Below are 14,982 nucleotides of genomic sequence, written 5' to 3' on the forward strand. Positions count from 1 at the left end.
AAATATTTATTTTGGAGGAAATTTAGATGTTTCATAAAGGTAAACACGATCGTGAAAAGCAATTACGTTTTTCTATTCGTAAAGTCAGCTTTGGTGCAGCTAGTGTCGCAGTAGCTGCGTTTTTCATGTTTTTAGGAAATGGAGGAGTATATGCTGCAGAGCAAAGCGTGCCTTCAACTAATGGGGAGACACTAGCACCGCAACCTAAAGAACTGAATGTCCAGAATGGTAACTATGAAGGTAATACAGTAGCCACTAGTCCTGCTGCAACAGTAGAGACAAATACTCAACCTTCAACAGTTGAAAATAGTCCCTCTCCAGAATCAGCACCCCAGAAGGTGGAGACTCTAGATAAGAAAGAATTAACAGATTTAATCAAAGAGATTGATGGCAAGTTTGCTAAAGGAACATATGCTACTAAGACAGAAGAAAGCGTTAATAATCTTAGAACTATCTTAGACGAATCAAGAACTGTTTTAAGCACTGCAACAACTCAAACTGAATTAACTGCAGCATATAGAAAGTTAATTACAGCGACATCAAAATTGCAAACAAAATCTGAAAAGAAAAAAGAACAACCATTAGATAATACAACTGATAAGTTAAGTGAAGGTAAAAAACTTACCAGCGCAGAGAAGACTTTGGAGTCTAATTCTATTGCAAACTCAGGTTCTAGAGATGAACGTAATGGGAAAGCGTTGGATACAAATAACCCATTCCGTACAGATTCAACTCCTAGCACTGTAACAAGCACAGATCCCCTAGCTACGAATGCAACAAATGTAGCTATTGTAAATGGTAATTTTAATGATACTAGCCAAGGAGCAGTACTTCCAACTGCAAAATCAGATCCTATTACTGTCAAGAACGATATAAGTAAATTAACAGGATGGAAACCTGTTAATTCAACAACAACAACAGTTCCTCTTATTTGGACTGCGAAAGCATCTCAATATGGAGATGCTTTTCCGGGTGACAGAGGTTCTGGAATAGGAGCTGTTTTAGCAGTATATCCAGGAAGAGAATCGTGGAGTGGCAGTCCAAAACCTGAATTTGGTCCTATTTATCAAGATATTGATGTAGTGGGTGGCCAAGAAGTTAAGGTAACTTGGAGAGGGACAACAGTAAATATAAATAGTGGTAATAATGGAGCAAGACTAGTTGTTAAAAATCCAGAAACAGGAGCTGTACTAGGTCGGTATGAAAAAGGTTATGCTGGTACTCCGATGGGAGAAATGTCCGTTCTTGTAAATGTTCCTGAAGGCTTAACAAAATTAAGACTTCAATTTGAAACAGCTCTTAATAGAAGTACAGAAAATCATAGCTATGATAGTAGTTTCAATAAACCAGCTATATCATCTGATGAGAATGCAGGAGGAGTTGTAAGTAATGTTCGTGTTGCTAGTGGTTCTTATCTTGTATCTGAAGTTGTGAACACTACTTATGAATCTACAGCTACTTCTGCTACTCCTACTACTGTGAATACTACTGTGACTGTAAAAGTCATTAATAAAGGATTCTCAACTTCTACAAATAATCAGTATAGAGTTGAGTTGCCAGAAGGTGCAACATTAGTTGGAACAACAGGTACAAGCTCGGCCCAACTAAATGGAACTAGTTTGACCCTTGGTTTTAACAATTTAGACCCTAAACGAGAACAGACTTTAACGTATACTTTTAGTTTGCCAACTAACAAACCAATTGAAAAACAATTGGAGGGGACAGTTTCTTATCAAACTTCAGGAAATCTGATTGATAACGGAACTAAAAAAACAGGTAGTGATACAGTTGCACAACAAACAGTTAAGATTAATATGTATAAAGCTGATCTGCAGGCAGAGGCAGCTAAGGTAGCAACATTAAATCAAATCGATTATACACCTGAAGCATGGGCTGCTTATCAAGCAGAATTAGCTAAGGCTCAAGAAATATTGAATGAAGAAACTAACAATGTAGAAATAGCGAATCGAAAAAATCAAGCAGATATTAACGCCCAGACTTTGTTGCTTCAAAAAGCTCAAGCTAAATTAGAAGTTGATAAGGCTAAAAAAGCTAAATTAACAGCACTTGAAGGTACTCCAAACGCAACGAAAGAAGAAAAAGATGCGGCTAAACAAGCAGCACAAGACGCAGCAACAAAAGCAAATCAAGCAATTGACGCAGCAACTGACAATGCAGGAGTAGCAACAGCTCAAACAGACGGTATAGCAGCAATTGAAGCTGTAACCCCAACAGTAGCAGTTAAAGCAGCGGCTAAAGCTGAAGTAGCGAAAAAATTAGCAGAAAAATTAACAGCACTTGAAGGTACTCCAAACGCAACGAAAGAAGAAAAAGATGCGGCTAAACAAGCAGCACAAGACGCAGCAACAAAAGCAAATCAAGCAATTGACGCAGCAACTGACAATGCAGGAGTAGCAACAGCTCAAACAGACGGTATAGCAGCAATTGAAGCTGTAACCCCAACAGTAGCAGTTAAAGCAGCGGCTAAAGCTGAAGTAGCGAAAAAATTAGCAGAAAAATTAACAGCACTTGAAGGTACTCCAAACGCAACGAAAGAAGAAAAAGATGCGGCTAAACAAGCAGCACAAGACGCAGCAACAAAAGCAAATCAAGCAATTGACGCAGCAACTGACAATGCAGGAGTAGCAACAGCTCAAACAGACGGTATAGCAGCAATTGAAGCTGTAACCCCAACAGTAGCAGTTAAAGCAGCGGCTAAAGCTGAAGTAGCGAAAAAATTAGCAGAAAAATTAACAGCACTTGAAGGTACTCCAAACGCAACGAAAGAAGAAAAAGATGCGGCTAAACAAGCAGCACAAGACGCAGCAACAAAAGCAAATCAAGCAATTGACGCAGCAACTGACAATGCAGGAGTAGCAACAGCTCAAACAGACGGTATAGCAGCAATTGAAGCTGTAACCCCAACAGTAGCAGTTAAAGCAGCGGCTAAAGCTGAAGTAGCGAAAAAATTAGCAGAAAAATTAACAGCACTTGAAGGTACTCCAAACGCAACGAAAGAAGAAAAAGATGCGGCTAAACAAGCAGCACAAGACGCAGCAACAAAAGCAAATCAAGCAATTGACGCAGCAACTGACAATGCAGGAGTAGCAACAGCTCAAACAGACGGTATAGCAGCAATTGAAGCTGTAACCCCAACAGTAGCAGTTAAAGCAGCGGCTAAAGCTGAAGTAGCGAAAAAATTAGCAGAAAAATTAACAGCACTTGAAGGTACTCCAAACGCAACGAAAGAAGAAAAAGATGCGGCTAAACAAGCAGCACAAGACGCAGCAACAAAAGCAAATCAAGCAATTGACGCAGCAACGGACAATGCAGGAGTAGCAACAGCTCAAACAGACGGTATAGCAGCAATTGAAGCTGTAACCCCAACAGTAGCAGTTAAAGCAGCGGCTAAAGCTGAAGTAGCGAAAAAATTAGCAGAAAAATTAACAGCACTTGAAGGTACTCCAAACGCAACGAAAGAAGAAAAAGATGCGGCTAAACAAGCAGCACAAGACGCAGCAACAAAAGCAAATCAAGCAATTGACGCAGCAACTGACAATGCAGGAGTAGCAACAGCTCAAACAGACGGTATAGCAGCAATTGAAGCTGTAACCCCAACAGTAGCAGTTAAAGCAGCGGCTAAAGCTGAAGTAGCGAAAAAATTAGCAGAAAAATTAACAGCACTTGAAGGTACTCCAAACGCAACGAAAGAAGAAAAAGATGCGGCTAAACAAGCAGCACAAGACGCAGCAACAAAAGCAAATCAAGCAATTGACGCAGCAACTGACAATGCAGGAGTAGCAACAGCTCAAACAGACGGTATAGCAGCAATTGAAGCTGTAACCCCAACAGTAGCAGTTAAAGCAGCGGCTAAAGCTGAAGTAGCGAAAAAATTAGCAGAAAAATTAACAGCACTTGAAGGTACTCCAAACGCAACGAAAGAAGAAAAAGATGCGGCTAAACAAGCAGCACAAGACGCAGCAACAAAAGCAAATCAAGCAATTGACGCAGCAACTGACAATGCAGGAGTAGCAACAGCTCAAACAGACGGTATAGCAGCAATTGAAGCTGTAACCCCAACAGTAGCAGTTAAAGCAGCGGCTAAAGCTGAAGTAGCGAAAAAATTAGCAGAAAAATTAACAGCACTTGAAGGTACTCCAAACGCAACGAAAGAAGAAAAAGATGCGGCTAAACAAGCAGCACAAGACGCAGCAACAAAAGCAAATCAAGCAATTGACGCAGCAACGGACAATGCAGGAGTAGCAACAGCTCAAACAGACGGTATAGCAGCAATTGAAGCTGTAACCCCAACAGTAGCAGTTAAAGCAGCGGCTAAAGCTGAAGTAGCGAAAAAATTAGCAGAAAAATTAACAGCACTTGAAGGTACTCCAAACGCAACGAAAGAAGAAAAAGATGCGGCTAAACAAGCAGCACAAGACGCAGCAACAAAAGCAAATCAAGCAATTGACGCAGCAACGGACAATGCAGGAGTAGCAACAGCTCAAACAGACGGTATAGCAGCAATTGAAGCTGTAACCCCAACAGTAGCAGTTAAAGCAGCGGCTAAAGCTGAAGTAGCGAAAAAATTAGCAGAAAAATTAACAGCACTTGAAGGTACTCCAAACGCAACGAAAGAAGAAAAAGATGCGGCTAAACAAGCAGCACAAGACGCAGCAACAAAAGCAAATCAAGCAATTGACGCAGCAACTGACAATGCAGGAGTAGCAACAGCTCAAACAGACGGTATAGCAGCAATTGAAGCTGTAACCCCAACAGTAGCAGTTAAAGCAGCGGCTAAAGCTGAAGTAGCGAAAAAATTAGCAGAAAAATTAACAGCACTTGAAGGTACTCCAAACGCAACGAAAGAAGAAAAAGATGCGGCTAAACAAGCAGCACAAGACGCAGCAACAAAAGCAAATCAAGCAATTGACGCAGCAACGGACAATGCAGGAGTAGCAACAGCTCAAACAGACGGTATAGCAGCAATTGAAGCTGTAACCCCAACAGTAGCAGTTAAAGCAGCGGCTAAAGCTGAAGTAGCGAAAAAATTAGCAGAAAAATTAACAGCACTTGAAGGTACTCCAAACGCAACGAAAGAAGAAAAAGATGCGGCTAAACAAGCAGCACAAGACGCAGCAACAAAAGCAAATCAAGCAATTGACGCAGCAACTGACAATGCAGGAGTAGCAACAGCTCAAACAGACGGTATAGCAGCAATTGAAGCTGTAACCCCAACAGTAGCAGTTAAAGCAGCGGCTAAAGCTGAAGTAGCGAAAAAATTAGCAGAAAAATTAACAGCACTTGAAGGTACTCCAAACGCAACGAAAGAAGAAAAAGATGCGGCTAAACAAGCAGCACAAGACGCAGCAACAAAAGCAAATCAAGCAATTGACGCAGCAACTGACAATGCAGGAGTAGCAACAGCTCAAACAGACGGTATAGCAGCAATTGAAGCTGTAACCCCAACAGTAGCAGTTAAAGCAGCGGCTAAAGCTGAAGTAGCGAAAAAATTAGCAGAAAAATTAACAGCACTTGAAGGTACTCCAAACGCAACGAAAGAAGAAAAAGATGCGGCTAAACAAGCAGCACAAGACGCAGCAACAAAAGCAAATCAAGCAATTGACGCAGCAACTGACAATGCAGGAGTAGCAACAGCTCAAACAGACGGTATAGCAGCAATTGAAGCTGTAACCCCAACAGTAGCAGTTAAAGCAGCGGCTAAAGCTGAAGTAGCGAAAAAATTAGCAGAAAAATTAACAGCACTTGAAGGTACTCCAAACGCAACGAAAGAAGAAAAAGATGCGGCTAAACAAGCAGCACAAGACGCAGCAACAAAAGCAAATCAAGCAATTGACGCAGCAACGGACAATGCAGGAGTAGCAACAGCTCAAACAGACGGTATAGCAGCAATTGAAGCTGTAACCCCAACAGTAGCAGTTAAAGCAAATGTGCGTAAAGAATCTAAAGAATTGCCAAATACAGGTACAGCAGATTCTACTGTAGCTATGGTAGCAGCTGCCGCAAGTGCAGTACTTGGTCTAGGTCTTGTAGGCCGTCGTCGTAAAGAAGATGAAGAAGTATAATTTATATATGAACTAATCTAATCTTTTAGTAAAATTTGTATTTGATTTTATAGCTTATATAGAATTTCTTAAAAAATCTCCTAGTAGTCCATTGATTGCTAGGAGATTTTGTTTCTTTGTCAATTATATAAAGTATCGAAACTGGAATAGTAGGACATGACTTCTGAAGCATTGTTAGAAATTAATTTGACTTTCCTAATCTCTTAGTTCACATCTTCGATAATTAAAAATACGATTATTAATTTTTACGAATAATATAGAAAAGGAGGGAAATCATGTTTGTTGCGAGAGATGCTAGGGGACAGTTGGTAAATGTGTTAGAGGATAGGCTCGAGAAACAAGCATATACCTGCCCCGCTTGTGGAGGTCAGCTCCGTTTGCGTCAAGGACCAAGTGTACGGACCCATTTTGCCCATAAATCTTTAAAAGACTGTGGTTTTTCATTTGAAAATGAAAGTCCAGAACACTTGGCCAATAAGGAATCTCTCTATCAGTGGTTGAAAAAAGAGGCAGAGGTGCAATTAGAATACCCGCTTCCAGAGCTTAAACAGATTGCAGATGTATTTGTAAATGGCAATCTAGCTCTAGAGGTTCAGTGTAGCCCCTTGCCTCAAAAAGTTCTTAAAGAGCGAAGTGAGGGCTATCGTAGTCAGGGTTATCAAGTACTGTGGTTGCTGGGTCAAAAACTTTGGCTCAAGGAGCGTTTAACTCGTCTGCAACAAGGTTTTCTCTATTTTAGTCACAACATGGGCTTTTATGTTTGGGAATTAGATAAGGAAAAACAGCTTTTAAGGCTCAAATACCTGATTCACCAAGACCTCCGTGGTAAACTCCATTATCAAATCAAGGAATTTCCCTATGGTCAAGCTAGTTTATTGGAAATATTGCGTTTTCCTTATAAGAAACAAAAAATATCTCATTTTACAGTTTCTCAGGACAAGGGCATTTGTCGCTATATCCGGCAACAGCTGTACTATCAACATCCCTTTTGGATGAAAGAACAAGCAGAAGCCTATCAAAAGGGAGAAAATCTCCTGACTTATGGGCTAAAAGAATGGTATCCACAAATTCGGCCACTAGTAGGCAAATTTTTCCAGATTGAGCAAGATTTGACCAGCTATTATCAGCACTTTTACACCTATTACCAAGAAAATCCTCAAAATGATTGGCAAAAGCTTTATCCACCAGCCTTTTATCAGCAATATTTCTTGAAAAATATGGTAGAATAGAAAGGATGGAGGAATCTAATGGTATTACAAAGACATGAAATAAATGAAAAAGATACATGGGATCTATCAACGATTTACCCAACTGACCAGGCTTGGGAAGAAGCCTTAAAAGAGTTAACAGAACAATTGGAGACAGTAGCCCAGTATGAAGGCCATCTCTTGGATAGTGCGGATAGCCTACTCGAAATTACTGAATTTTCTCTTGAGATGGAACGCCAAATGGAGAAGCTTTACGTTTATGCTCATATGAAAAATGACCAGGACACACGTGAAGCCAAGTATCAAGAGTACTATGCTAAGGCAATGACCCTCTACAGCCAGCTGGACCAAGCCTTTTCATTCTATGAGCCTGAATTTATGGAAATTAGTGAAAAGCAGTATGCTGACTTTTTAGAGGCTCAACCAAAATTGCAGGTTTATCAACACTATTTTGACAAACTTTTACAAGGAAAAGACCACGTTTTGTCACAACGTGAAGAAGAATTATTGGCTGGAGCTGGAGAAATTTTTGGTTCGGCAAGTGAAACCTTCGCTATCCTGGACAATGCGGATATTGTGTTCCCTTATGTCCTCGACGATGATGGTAAGGAAGTTCAGCTCTCTCATGGGACTTACACACGTTTGATGGAGTCTAAAAGTCGTGAGGTACGCCGTGGTGCCTATCAAGCCCTTTATGCGACTTATGAACAATTCCAACATACCTATGCCAAAACTTTGCAAACCAATGTTAAGGTGCAAAACTACCGTGCCAAAGTTCGCAACTACAAGAGTGCTCGTCATGCAGCCCTAGCAGCGAATTTTGTTCCAGAAAGTGTTTATGACAATTTGGTAGCAGCAGTTCGCAAGCACTTGCCACTCTTGCATCGCTATCTTGAGCTTCGTTCAAAAATCTTGGGTATTTCCGACCTAAAGATGTATGATGTCTACACACCGCTTTCATCTGTTGAATACAGTTTTACCTACCAAGAAGCCTTGAAAAAGGCAGAAGATGCCTTGGCAGTCTTGGGTGAAGATTACTTGAGCCGTGTTAAACGTGCCTTCAGCGAGCGTTGGATTGATGTTTACGAAAATCAAGGCAAGCGTTCAGGTGCCTACTCTGGCGGTTCTTACGATACCAATGCCTTTATGCTCCTAAACTGGCAGGACAATCTAGATAATCTCTTTACCCTTGTCCATGAAACAGGTCACAGTATGCACTCAAGCTATACTCGTGAAACGCAGCCTTATGTTTATGGAGATTACTCTATCTTCTTAGCTGAGATTGCCTCAACTACCAATGAGAATATCTTGACGGAGAAATTATTGGAAGAAGTGGAAGATGACGCAACGCGCTTTGCTATTCTCAATAACTTCCTAGACGGTTTCCGTGGAACAGTTTTCCGCCAAACTCAATTCGCTGAGTTTGAACACGCCATTCACCAAGCGGATCAAAAAGGTGAAGTCTTGACAAGTGATTTCCTAAATAAACTCTACGCAGACCTGAACCAAGAGTATTATGGTTTGAGTAAGGAAGATAATCCTGAAATCCAATACGAGTGGGCACGCATTCCACACTTCTACTATAACTACTATGTATATCAATATTCAACAGGCTTTGCAGCAGCTTCAGCTCTGGCTGAAAAGATTGTCCATGGTAGTCAAGAAGACCGTGACCGTTATATTGATTACCTCAAGGCAGGTAAATCTGACTATCCACTTAATGTCATGAGAAAAGCTGGTGTTGATATGGAGAAGGAAGACTATCTCAACGATGCCTTTGCAGTCTTTGAACGTCGTTTAAATGAGTTTGAAGCACTTGTTGAAAAATTGGGAATGGCATAAGATGGTTGAATCATATAGTAAAAATGCCAACCATAACATGCGTCGCCCTGTCGTCAAGGAAGAAATTGTAGACTTGATGCGTCAGCGCCAAAAGCAGGTCACAGGATCTTTGAAAGAATTGGAAGACTTTGCCCGCAAGGAAAATATTCCCATTATTCCCCATGAAACGGTTGCTTATTTCCGTTTTCTCATGGAAACCATACAACCTAAAAACATTCTGGAAATTGGGACGGCCATCGGGTTTTCAGCCCTTTTGATGGCGGAACATGCGCCAAATGCCAAGATTACAACCATTGATCGCAATCCAGAAATGATTGGTTTTGCCAAGGAAAATTTCGCCCAGTTTGACAGTCGCAAGCAAATTACGCTCCTAGAAGGAGATGCGGTAGATGTCTTATCTACCTTGACAGAGTCCTATGATTTCGTCTTTATGGATTCAGCCAAGTCTAAATACATCGTCTTTCTGCCAGAAATCCTCAAACATTTGGAAGTCGGTGGTGTGGTTGTTTTGGATGATATTTTCCAAGGTGGTGATGTTGCCAAGGATATTATGGAAGTCCGTCGTGGTCAGCGAACTATTTACAGAGGACTTCAAAGACTATTTGATGCAACCTTAGACAATCCAGGACTCACCGCAACATTAGTACCTCTGGGGGACGGTATTCTCATGCTTCGTAAAAATGTAGCAGATGTTCAATTGCCTGACAGCGAATGATTTTCAGAAAAATTTAAGAAAATATAGTAAAATAGATAGGGTAACACTTATCTCAAAGGAGTAGACATGAAGAAAAAACTATTGGCAGGTGCCATTACACTATTATCAGTAGCAACTTTAGCAGCTTGTTCGAAAGGTTCAGAAGGGGCAGACCTTATCAGCATGAAAGGGGATGTCATCACAGAACATCAATTTTATGAGCAAGTGAAAAGCAACCCTTCAGCACAACAAGTCTTGTTGAACATGACCATCCAAAAAGTATTTGAGAAGCAATATGGCTCAGAAGTAGATGACAAAGAAGTCAACGATACTATTGCCGAAGAAGAGAAACAATATGGTGAGAACTACCAACGTGTCTTATCGCAAGCAGGAATGACTCTTGAAACACGTAAAGCTCAAATTCGTACAAGTAAATTGGTTGAGTTGGCAGTTAAGAAAGCAGCAGAAGCTGAATTGACAGATGATGCTTACAAGAAGGCTTATGACGAGTACACTCCAGATGTAACGGCTCAAATCATTCGTCTTGATAATGAGGATAAAGCGAAAGAAGTCCTCGAAAAAGCCAAAGCTAGTGATGCAGACTTTGCTCAATTAGCCAAAGATAATTCAACAGATGAGAAAACTAAAGCGAATGGTGGAGAAATCACCTTTGATTCTGCTTCAACAGAAGTACCAGATCAAGTTAAGAAAGCAGCTTTTGCGTTAGATGTAAACGGTGTTTCTGATGTGATTAGTGTTACTGGAACACAAGCATACAGCAGCCAATATTACATTGTTAAACTGATTAAGAAAACAGAAAAATCATCTAATATCGATGACTATAAAGAAAAATTAAAAACTGTTATCTTAACTCAAAAACAAAACGACGCATCATTTGTTCAAAGTATTATCGGAAAAGAATTGCAAGCAGCCAATATCAAGGTTAAAGATCAAGCCTTCCAAAATATCTTCACTCAATACATCGGTGGTGGAGATTCAAGCTCAAGCAGTTCTTCAAAAGAATAAAACAGAAAAGAGCCAAGTGCTCTTTTTCTTATGAGAAAATCTTCTATCTTAAGGGTAAGAGTTTTTTTCTTTCGGAAAAAATGGTATAATAGCAATCAAAACTAGAAAATAAACGGAATTTGGGAATAATTTCTTTTGTTCTCATTAGATTGGTGATACTATGAAGATTAGTAAGAGGCACCTGTTAAACTATTCTATTCTAGTTCCTTACTTACTTTTATCTATTTTGGGTTTGATTGTAGTCTATTCTACAACCAGTGCCATTCTTATCGAAGAAGGTAAAAGTGCCCTCCAATTGGTTCGAAGTCAGGGAATGTTTTGGATATTTAGTTTAATATTGATTGCCTTGATATATAAGCTGAAACTGAATTTTTTAAGAAAAGAACGACTTTTATTTATTGTTATGTTTGTTGAGCTGATTCTCTTAGCTCTGGCTCGCTTAATTGGTACGCCAGTCAATGGAGCCTATGGTTGGATTTCAGTAGGACCTTTGACCATTCAGCCAGCGGAGTATTTGAAGATTATCATCGTCTGGTACTTGGCCCAACGTTTTTCAAAACAACAGGATGAAATTGGTATTTACGATTTTCAAGTTTTAACTCAAAATCAATGGATTCCTCGAGCTTTTAATGATTGGCGTTTTGTCCTCTTGGTAATGATAGGAAGTTTGGCTATTTTCCCAGATTTGGGGAATGCTACAATCCTAGCGCTGGTCGCCTTGATTATGTATACAGTTAGTGGGATTGCTCATCGTTGGTTTATAGTCTTTATCGGTGTATTGTTTGGAGTTTCAGCCCTATCCTTATCAGCTATTTCTATGATTGGGGTTGATAAGTTTTCAAAAGTTCCAGTATTTGGTTACGTTGCTAAGCGTTTCAGTGCCTACTTTAATCCCTTTGCTGATTTGGCAGGAGCAGGCCACCAACTTGCAAATTCCTACTTTGCCATGGTAAATGGTGGTTGGTTTGGTCTAGGATTAGGAAATTCAATCGAAAAACGTGGTTATTTACCAGAGGCTCATACAGACTTTGTATTTTCAATTGTCATTGAAGAGTTTGGATTTGTGGGAGCCAGCTTGATTTTAGCCCTTGTCTTTTTCCTGATTTTGCGGATTATCCTAGTCGGTATTCGTGCTAAGAATCCCTTTAATTCCATGATGGCGATTGGGGTTGGGGGGATGATGCTGGTACAGGTATTTGTCAATATTGGCGGAATTTCGGGCATTATTCCTTCGACAGGAGTAACCTTCCCCTTCTTATCACAAGGAGGGAACAGTCTCCTAGTCTTGTCTGTAGCCATCGCCTTTGTCTTAAATATTGATGCAAGTGAAAAACGTGCCCAATTATATGAGGAGTTAGAAGCTCACTCATCAAACTATATGTAGAGTTGATAGTGGAAAGGATTACCTATGTCTCTTCAAAAATTAGAAAACTATAGTAATAAAGCTGTCGTGCAAGAAGAAGTATTGATTTTAACAGAATTGTTAGAAGATATCACTAAAAATATGCTTGCCCCAGAGACTTTTGCAAAAATCATGGAGTTGAAAGAATTATCAACTCAAGAAGATTATCAAGGCTTGAACCAATTGGTTACGAGTCTGTCAAATGATGAAATGGCCTATATTTCACGCTATTTCTCTATCTTGCCCCTTTTGATTAATATTTCAGAAGATGTGGATTTGGCCTATGAAATCAACCACCAAAATAATATCGATCAAGATTATCTTGGGAAATTATCGGCAACGATCAAAATGGTTGCAGAAAAAGAAAATGCGGTTGAAATTCTAGAACACTTGAATGTTGTCCCTGTTTTGACTGCCCATCCAACACAAGTACAACGTAAGAGTATGCTGGATTTGACTAACCATATCCATACCCTCTTGCGTAAGTATCGTGATGTGAAATTAGGATTGATTAATAAGGAAAAATGGCATAATGATCTCCGTCGTTACATTGAGATTATCATGCAGACAGACATGATTCGTGAAAAGAAATTGAAAGTAACCAATGAAATCACGAATGTTATGGAATATTACAATAGTTCATTTTTGAAGGCAGTTCCTCATTTGACTGCTGAGTACAAGCGTCTGGCTAAAAAACATGGCTTGGAGTTGAAACATCCTAAACCAATTACCATGGGTATGTGGATTGGTGGAGACCGTGATGGTAATCCATTTGTTACAGCAGATACCTTGAAACAATCTGCTATGACTCAGTGTGAAGTCATCATGAACTACTATGATGAAAAGATTTACCAACTTTATCGTGAGTTCTCTCTCTCAACCAGTATTGTCAATGTGAGCAAGCAAGTCAGAGAAATGGCTCGTCAATCCAAGGATAACTCGATCTACCGTGAAAAAGAGCTTTACCGCCGTGCCTTATTTGATATTCAATCAAAAATCCAAGCAACAAAAACCTATCTGATTGAGGATAAGGAAGTTGGGGCTCGCTATGAAACAGCTAATGATTTTTATAAGGATTTAATTACTATTCGTGATTCCCTTTTAGAAAACAAGGGTGAGGCACTGATTTCTGGTGATTTTGTTGAGTTGATCCAGGCAGTTGAAATTTTTGGTTTCTATTTGGCATCTATTGACATGCGTCAAGATTCTAGTGTTCATGAAGTCTGTGTAGCTGAACTCTTGAAATCAGCAGGTATTCATTCTCATTATAGCGAACTAAGTGAAGGAGAAAAATGCCAGCTTCTCTTGAAAGAATTAGAAGAAGATCCACGTATTCTTTCTGCTACTCATGTTGAAAAATCAGAGTTACTTGAAAAAGAATTGGCTATTTTTAAGGCTGCTCGTAATTTGAAAGATAAATTAGGTGACGATGTTATTCGTCAGACCATCATTTCACATGCAACCAGCGTATCAGACATGTTGGAATTGGCTATCTTGCTAAAAGAAGTAGGGCTAGTTGATAAAGAAAGAGCTCGCGTCCAAATCGTTCCTCTCTTTGAAACAATTGAGGACTTGGACCACTCAGAAGAAACTATGAGAGAGTACCTTTCTCTTCCTCTTGCCAAGAAATGGATTGCTTCGCGCAATAACTACCAAGAAATCATGCTTGGCTACTCTGATAGTAATAAAGATGGTGGTTATCTTTCATCATGTTGGACCCTCTACAAGGCTCAACAACAATTGACTGCTATTGGAGATGAATTTGGCGTGAAGGTTACCTTCTTCCATGGCCGTGGTGGTACTGTTGGTCGTGGTGGGGGACCAACTTATGAAGCTATCACATCTCAACCACTCAAGTCAATCAAGGATCGTATCCGTTTGACGGAGCAGGGTGAAGTAATTGGCAATAAATACGGTAATAAAGATGCTGCCTACTATAACCTTGAAATGCTAGTATCTGCAGCCATTAACCGTATGATTACTCAGAAGAAGAGTGATACCAATACATCCAATCGATATGAAGCCATTATGGATCAAGTGGTGGACCGTAGTTACGATATCTACCGTGATTTGGTCTTTGGTAATGACCATTTCTATGATTATTTCTTCGAGTCAAGTCCAATCAAGGCTATTTCAAGCTTTAATATTGGTTCTCGTCCAGCTGCTCGTAAGACTATTACTGAAATCGGTGGTTTGAGAGCCATCCCTTGGGTCTTCTCATGGTCTCAAAGTCGTGTCATGTTCCCTGGCTGGTATGGGGTTGGTTCAAGCTTCAAGGAATTTATCGATAAAAATCCAGAGAATATCGCTATCTTACGAGATATGTACCAAAACTGGCCTTTCTTCCAATCGCTCCTTTCAAATGTTGATATGGTCTTGTCAAAATCAAATATGAACATTGCTTTTGAATATGCCAAACTGTGTGAGGATGAAGAAGTAAAAGCAATCTATGAGACTATTCTAAATGAATGGCAAGTTACCAAGGAAGTTATCTTGGCTATCGAAGGCTATGACGAATTATTAGCTGAAAATCCATATCTAAAAGCAAGTTTGGATTACCGTATGCCTTACTTTAATATCCTTAACTATATCCAGTTGGAGTTGATTAAACGTCAACGCCGAGGAGAATTATCTAGTGACCAAGAAAAATTAATCCATACAACCATCAACGGAATTGCGACAGGATTGCGTAATTCTGGCTGATACCTATCAAACTTCCTCTTTTCT

Annotated in this window: 7 protein-coding genes; all 7 read left to right on the forward strand. The window is 39.9% G+C overall.

Features of this window, described 5'->3' with window-relative positions:
• Nucleotides 1–26: 26 nt before the first annotated feature.
• Nucleotides 27–6,083: a SasC/FmtB family protein gene (locus ACLV7W_RS04045; RefSeq protein WP_411865480.1), complete on the forward strand. Its 6,057-nt coding sequence runs from the start codon at nt 27–29 to the stop codon at nt 6,081–6,083.
• A gap of 275 nt (nt 6,084–6,358) precedes the next feature.
• Nucleotides 6,359–7,312, forward strand: a complete 954-nt coding sequence (locus ACLV7W_RS04050; protein ID WP_411865481.1) for a competence protein CoiA — start codon at nt 6,359–6,361, stop codon at nt 7,310–7,312.
• Nucleotides 7,313–7,330: 18 nt separating this feature from the next.
• The gene (pepF, locus tag ACLV7W_RS04055) at nt 7,331–9,133 is read left to right on the forward strand and encodes an oligoendopeptidase F (RefSeq protein ID WP_411865482.1); all 1,803 of its coding nucleotides are present in this window, start codon (nt 7,331–7,333) and stop codon (nt 9,131–9,133) included.
• 1 nt (nt 9,134) lies between these two features.
• Nucleotides 9,135–9,848 (forward strand): O-methyltransferase, encoded by a 714-nt coding sequence (locus tag ACLV7W_RS04060; RefSeq protein ID WP_261105932.1) that lies wholly within the window; start codon nt 9,135–9,137, stop codon nt 9,846–9,848.
• Between the two features lie 66 nt (nt 9,849–9,914).
• The gene (prsA, locus tag ACLV7W_RS04065) at nt 9,915–10,853 is read left to right on the forward strand and encodes a peptidylprolyl isomerase PrsA (RefSeq protein ID WP_000727954.1); all 939 of its coding nucleotides are present in this window, start codon (nt 9,915–9,917) and stop codon (nt 10,851–10,853) included.
• A 160-nt stretch (nt 10,854–11,013) separates the two neighbouring features.
• A complete protein-coding gene (gene ftsW, locus ACLV7W_RS04070) occupies nt 11,014–12,237 on the forward strand; it encodes a cell division peptidoglycan polymerase FtsW (RefSeq protein WP_033684998.1) in 1,224 nt (407 codons plus the stop codon).
• 24 nt (nt 12,238–12,261) lie between these two features.
• Complete coding sequence (gene ppc, locus ACLV7W_RS04075; protein WP_411865483.1) at nt 12,262–14,958, forward strand: phosphoenolpyruvate carboxylase; 2,697 nt, start codon at nt 12,262–12,264, stop codon at nt 14,956–14,958.
• The last annotated feature ends 24 nt before the right edge of the window (nt 14,959–14,982 follow it).

Origin of the sequence: Streptococcus mitis, from assembly GCF_965111735.1 — a bacterium.
Taxonomy (GTDB): Bacteria; Bacillota; Bacilli; order Lactobacillales; family Streptococcaceae; genus Streptococcus; species Streptococcus mitis_DR.

Excerpts from the sequence above, each read along its gene's own strand:
- ACLV7W_RS04045 (WP_411865480.1), top strand. The coding sequence starts at position 27 with ATGTTTCATAAAGGTAAACACGATCGTGAAAAGCAATTACGTTTTTCT.
- ACLV7W_RS04050 (WP_411865481.1), top strand. The coding sequence starts at position 6,359 with ATGTTTGTTGCGAGAGATGCTAGGGGACAGTTGGTAAATGTGTTAGAG.
- pepF (WP_411865482.1), top strand. The coding sequence starts at position 7,331 with ATGGTATTACAAAGACATGAAATAAATGAAAAAGATACATGGGATCTA.
- ACLV7W_RS04060 (WP_261105932.1), top strand. The coding sequence starts at position 9,135 with ATGGTTGAATCATATAGTAAAAATGCCAACCATAACATGCGTCGCCCT.
- prsA (WP_000727954.1), top strand. The coding sequence starts at position 9,915 with ATGAAGAAAAAACTATTGGCAGGTGCCATTACACTATTATCAGTAGCA.
- ftsW (WP_033684998.1), top strand. The coding sequence starts at position 11,014 with ATGAAGATTAGTAAGAGGCACCTGTTAAACTATTCTATTCTAGTTCCT.
- ppc (WP_411865483.1), top strand. The coding sequence starts at position 12,262 with ATGTCTCTTCAAAAATTAGAAAACTATAGTAATAAAGCTGTCGTGCAA.